Origin of the sequence: Mesonia algae, assembly GCF_003253545.1 — a bacterium.
Classification (GTDB): domain Bacteria; phylum Bacteroidota; class Bacteroidia; order Flavobacteriales; family Flavobacteriaceae; genus Mesonia; species Mesonia algae.
The window spans coordinates 1-5,954 of the sequence record NZ_QKYV01000017.1 but is presented as its reverse complement, the minus strand read 5'-3'; the positions used below and the strand labels follow the sequence as shown (position 1 = coordinate 5,954).

Annotated in this window: 2 protein-coding genes; both read left to right on the top strand. The window is 36.3% G+C overall.

What is annotated here, in order from left to right:
• On the top strand, positions 1-467 hold a 467-nt coding region (locus LX95_RS14230; protein ID WP_146240803.1), incomplete at its 5' end, for an OmpA family protein.
• Positions 468-596: 129 nt separating this feature from the next.
• A partial coding sequence (locus LX95_RS14225) for a choice-of-anchor L domain-containing protein (RefSeq protein WP_211307662.1) occupies positions 597-5,954 on the top strand: 5,358 nt, incomplete at its 3' end.

Here is a 5,954-nt window from a genome sequence, read left to right as displayed (position 1 = left end):
ATAGTTTACAGGTAAACGCTGAAGATTATGAAAGTAATGCGGCTATGGTAGGAGAAGATGCTGAAGGAGAAGTAGATCTTGTCATCGAGTTAAGTCCAATAGAGAAGATTATCCAAGAAGAAGAAGTGGTGTTAAATCCTATTATGTTTGATTTTGATAAATCTAATATACGAAAACAAGCCGCTTTTGAGTTAGATAAGCTAGTAGCTGTAATGCAGAAGTATCCAGAGATGAAAATCAAGGTAGAAGCACATACAGATAAGCGCGGACCATCCTCTTATAATCAGCAGTTATCAGAACGTAGAGCTCAAAGTACCGTACAGTATGTAATTTCAAAAGGCATCGATGAATCACGTATTAGTGGTGAGGGTCTAGGAGAATCTTCACCTAAGGTAGAATGCGACCCTTGTACAGATCAGCAATATGAACTTAATAGAAGGTCTGTGTTTAAAATTATAGATAAATAGATCTTTTTAGTAATTATTTCGTTACTTATAATAAAAAGTCTTGACAAATTGTCAAGACTTTTTATTTTTTAATAATTATTTAATATTTTTTTATATCTTCAGGCAATTAATAACCCAAAATTTAACCTTATGAAAAAAAAATTACTTTTTTTATTATTTGCAACTCTCGGCTACCTCTCTTCCTTTGGTCAGATAGGAGTTGTAGAAAACTTTGATAGCGGTATTCCTGCTGGATGGACGACTACGTTTGTAACTAGTTCGGTTGAATCTTGTTCAGGAGAAAGTGCAAGAGCAAATGTTTATTCATTTAATAACACGGCAAATTTAACTTCTCCAAATGTTCTAGGACAATCGAATGGGACAGATCTAAATATCAGTTTTGATTACAAAATTGTTGATTGGTCCGCAGCAACCGCAGCAACCGCAGCAGGCTGGGGTAATTTTGTAGTAGAATATTCTACAGATGGAACCACTTGGATTATGATCGATACTATCGATGATTCTAACCATGTCGTATCTGCAGACTGCGCAACAAAAAGTTACACTATAGTTGGATCAGATTTACCTGTTGGGGCAGATTTTCAATTGAGATTTAACCTTACTTGGGCAGCTGGCGATTATTATATGTATTATGATAATATAGTAGCAATACAAGAAACAGATGAGATCCCAAATTGTGATGCTATATTGGTTAATCCAACAGATGAAGCAGTAAATGTACCAATTGAAAATAATATAAATTGGGCTCAAGCTACGGGCTTAGCTTCTGGTTATTTATTAAGCATAGGAACCGTTTCTGGAGGTAGTGATATTGTAGACAATGTAGATATAGGTTTAACAACTACTTACGACCCGATGAGTAACTTTGCATTTGATCAAGAATATTTTGTAACTATAATACCTTATAATTCAAATGGTAATGCAATTAATTGTGTAGAGCAAAGTTTTACAACTGAAAGTGCTCCGTCTACAGGATCGGTTTGTGAAGATGCAATATTGGTAACACAACCTTTACCATATATTACTTCAGACAGTACTTCAAATTACGAAGATGATTATTCAGGTTCAGCAGGAACAAACTGTTCTAGTACATTAAATTATTTAGACGGTGATGATGTAGTCTATGAATATACCCCCTCAAGTGATACCACTGTAGATATAATACTATCTAACATTAGTAACACTTACGCAGGAATGTTTATTTATTCGAGCTGTGAAGATATAGGAACAACGTGTCAAGATGGGATTGTCAATGGAGGTAGCACGGACGATATGGAGATAGAAGACTATTCAGTAACAAGCGGACAAACTTATTATATATTAATATCTACTTGGGCTTCACCTCAATCTGTAGATTATACATTCATCATCAAAGAAAATACAATTTGTGTAGAGCCTACAGTAGATTTTACTGTAGTTTCAGACTGTGATTTAGATCCTCAATTTTTAATAGAGGTAGATGTGACGGATATTGGAGATGCAGATGATTTAGATATTACTGACGGAACAACTGTGCAAACCGTTGATACAGCAGGAGTCTATACGTTTGGCCCATATCCTAACGGTACATTAGTAGATATTACTGCGACTAATAATCAAGATGCAAATTGTTTTATTTTCAGTGAAACTTTGACCCAAGAATATTGTGGTGAAAATACGGTCGACTGTACCGAGGGGCCAATCAATACCGTTTTTTGCTATGAATCAAATGAAACTATAGAAATTGTATATACGAGTAATGATGGTAGCGCTTTAAATCTGGTGGTTAATTCAGGCCTTGTATATACTTTTGGTGGAGATTTTACGGTGACAGATGTAGGAGGAGACATATTGTATACGGGTACAGGTGATAATGGTGATCTTTCAGGAATTTCAGTTCAATCTATAGGAGATGAATTAACTGTTACATACACAGCAGGATTTTATGATTGTAATGGATTTAATTCTTCTGAAATAGACCTAACAGTATCATGTTCGACTTGTGTAAATCCTCAAGTTGAGTTTGATGTAGTAAGCGATTGTGATAGTGGTACAGATCAATTTGTAATTGAAGTTGATATAGAAAATATAGGTGATGCAGAAGATCTAGATCTATCTGATGGAACAACTACAGAGACAGTTGACACTCCAGGTGTGTATACTTTTGGCCCATATCCAAATGGTACAGAAGTAGATATAACAGTAGAGAATAATCAAGACTCTAATTGCTCAATAAATAGTGGAACATTAACACAGTTAATTTGTGCTCCAGATAACGATGAATGTGATGAAGCAACGGTATTATTAACAAATCCAGATTTTTCATGTGTAGCATTTGGCTCAGGAACACTAGTGGGGGCGACTGCCTCTAACGTTCTAAATACCTGTAATGGAACTAGTGATGATGATGTATGGTTTGAGTTTGTGGCTACCTCTGTATCACACACCATAGACCTATACAATATTACTGGAAGTACGACAGATTTATATCACGCAGTTTATGAAGGTGGTGATTGTGATAACTTAACAGAGTTAGTTTGCTCAGATCCTAATAATAGTTTTATAGCAGGTTTAACAATTGGAAATACCTATAAAGTACGAGTTTATTCTTGGACAGCGACAGCAGGACAAACCTCTGTTTTTGATATTTGTATAGGTACACCACCACCACCACCAGCAAATGATGATTGTGATGATGCAACTGTTTTATTGACCAACCCAGACTTTTCATGTGCAGAATTTGGTTCTGGAACTATAGCATCTGCTACACCTTCTGTAGAGATTAACAACTGTGGAGGTACAGATGATGATGATGTATGGTTCGAGTTTGTAGCAACGTCCACAGAGCATACGGTTGATTTATATAATATTGTTGGAGGTACGACAGATTTATACCATGCAGTTTATGAAGGAAATGATTGTGGTAACTTAATAGAATTAATTTGCTCAGATCCTAATAACAGTTTTATTGCAGGTTTGACAATTGGTAATACTTATAAGGTAAGAGTTTATTCTTGGACATCAACAGCAGGACAGACTTCAGAATTTGATATTTGTATAGGAACTCCACCGCCGCCACCCGTTAATGATGAATGTGATATGGCTTTAGAAGCTCCTGTAAACAACTCTTCAAACTGCGTGGATACTATAAATGGTACTATAGCTTCTGCAACAGCATCAGCAGAAGATAATACTTGTTCTGGTACAGCAAATGATGATGTATGGTTCTATTTTACAGCAACTTCTACAGATCATGCGATTGCAATTAGCAATATTATAGGCTCGACCACTGCATTGTATCACTCGGTTTATGAGGGAGATGATTGTAATGATTTAACCTTACTGTACTGTGCAGATGGTTTTGGAGAGACTTCTAGTGCTGCAAATGGCTTAACAATTGGACAAAACTATTACATTAGAATTTTCTCAAGTGGTCTTACTGATGGACAAACCTCAAGTTTTGATTTATGTATTTCAACTTTAGAGCCACCAATAACTACAAATACAACTCAGTATACTGTTGAAGAATTGGTTATAGATGTACTGGTAGATAATCCTTGTACGCAGGTATTTAACATTACATCTTCTACGGGAACAGATTTTGGTTCAGATAATGGAATAGGATATTTTGATCAAAATGGATCTAGTTTTCCTTTAGAAGCGGGTGTAATCTTGAGTACGGGAGATGTAAATGCAGCGCCTGGTCCAGAATTAAGCACTCAAAGTAATGGAGGAGGAGGATTTCCTCCGACGTGGCCGGGAGATACAGATTTAGAAAATGCAATTCCCGAATTAGAATCAGGTAACTCTAATAATGCTTCTATTATAGAATTTGATTTTGTGCCTTTTATAGACGAAATTAGCTTTGATTTCTTATTTGCTTCAGAAGAATATGGAACTTTTCAATGTTCATATTCAGATGCTTTCGCATTTTTAGTGACAGATGCAGACGGGAATACCTCTAATATTGCATTGGTTCCTGGTACTACAGATCCTATATCTGTGGTAACGGTTAGAGATAATGCTTATAACTCAGGTTGCCCATCTGTAAACGAAGAATACTTTGGAGAATATTATGGAGCAGGTGGATTAGCACCTATAGGTGCACCTACTAATTTCTTAGGAAGTACTGTTCCAATCACAGCAGTAGCCTCTGTGGTTCCAGGTCAGCAATATCATTTTAAATTAGTGGTAGCAGACCGAGGAGATGCTTCTTATGATTCAGCTATTTTCTTGGCAGCAGGAAGCTTTGATTTTGGAGCAATAGATTTAGGAGATGATATCACAATAGAAGATGGTAATGCAAATTGCGAAGGAAATCCAATTGTGTTAGATACAGGGATAGAAAATGCAGAGAATGCCTCTATTGAGTGGTATTTTGAGGGAAGTTTGATTGTAGAATTAGATGAAAATGGAAACCCAATCTTAGATGAGAACGGATTCCCAATTCCTGTTTCAACACCAACTATTGAGGTTATTGAATCTGGAGAGTATGCTGTAGCAGTAGTTTATTTTGGAGCCTGTGGGCTTACTGATGTAATTAATGTAGAGTTCTTTGAATCTCCTGAAATTGATTTAACATCAGATGTAAACTTTATTTGTGATGGAAGCTCTGGTACATTAACAGCTAATTTAATTAATGAAAACGCGTTGAACAGTATTTCTTACACTTGGTTCTTAGAAGGAAATGAGATACCTAATGAAACTCAGCAAACAATCGTTATTACAGAAGCCGGAGAGTATGAGGTTGTAGTTACTGCAAATGATTGTGATGCTACTGCGACAATAATTATTGACGACGTTAACTATGACATATCATTTAATGGAGTTGTTATTCCTTGCACACCAGAAAGTCAAACCAATAGTTTTGAACTTTCACCAGTGATTAATGGAATTCCTGCGGATGAGTTAGATGACGTAAACTACCAGTGGAGTACTAACGAGACCACCCCATCTATCATAATTACACAAGATGGAACTTATACGGTAACGACAACTTATAATGGTTGTACTGCAACAGCAACTTTTGATGCAGACTTCATAGAAACTCCTATAATTGATTTAGGATCAGACGTTGTGACTTGTGATATAGGCGGAGTTGTTATCGATGCTACTCCTGTTATGGGTACTTCGGGAGTTACTTTTGAGTGGACTTATGAAGGTTCTTCTATAGCTGAGACAGGAGCTGTTGTTAATGCAGTAGATTATGGATTTGGTACCTATACTGTAGAGGCTTATATCGATGCATCTTGTCCTACTATGGAGACGATAGAGATTAACCAAGCAGATTATACAGTGAGTCTTACTTCAGATCAAGAAATGGTTGAGACAGTACTTAATTATTGTTCAGAAGAAGAAAGCGTGCCGAGTTACTCTATTACTTTCACAGCAAATGTAGAAGGATTAGATGCTTCTTTGGTGAGTTACCAATGGTATAAGAACGGAAGTTTGATTATTGATGCTGCAGATGCATCTACTTATACAGCTACTTATTCAGAGGATGTAGAT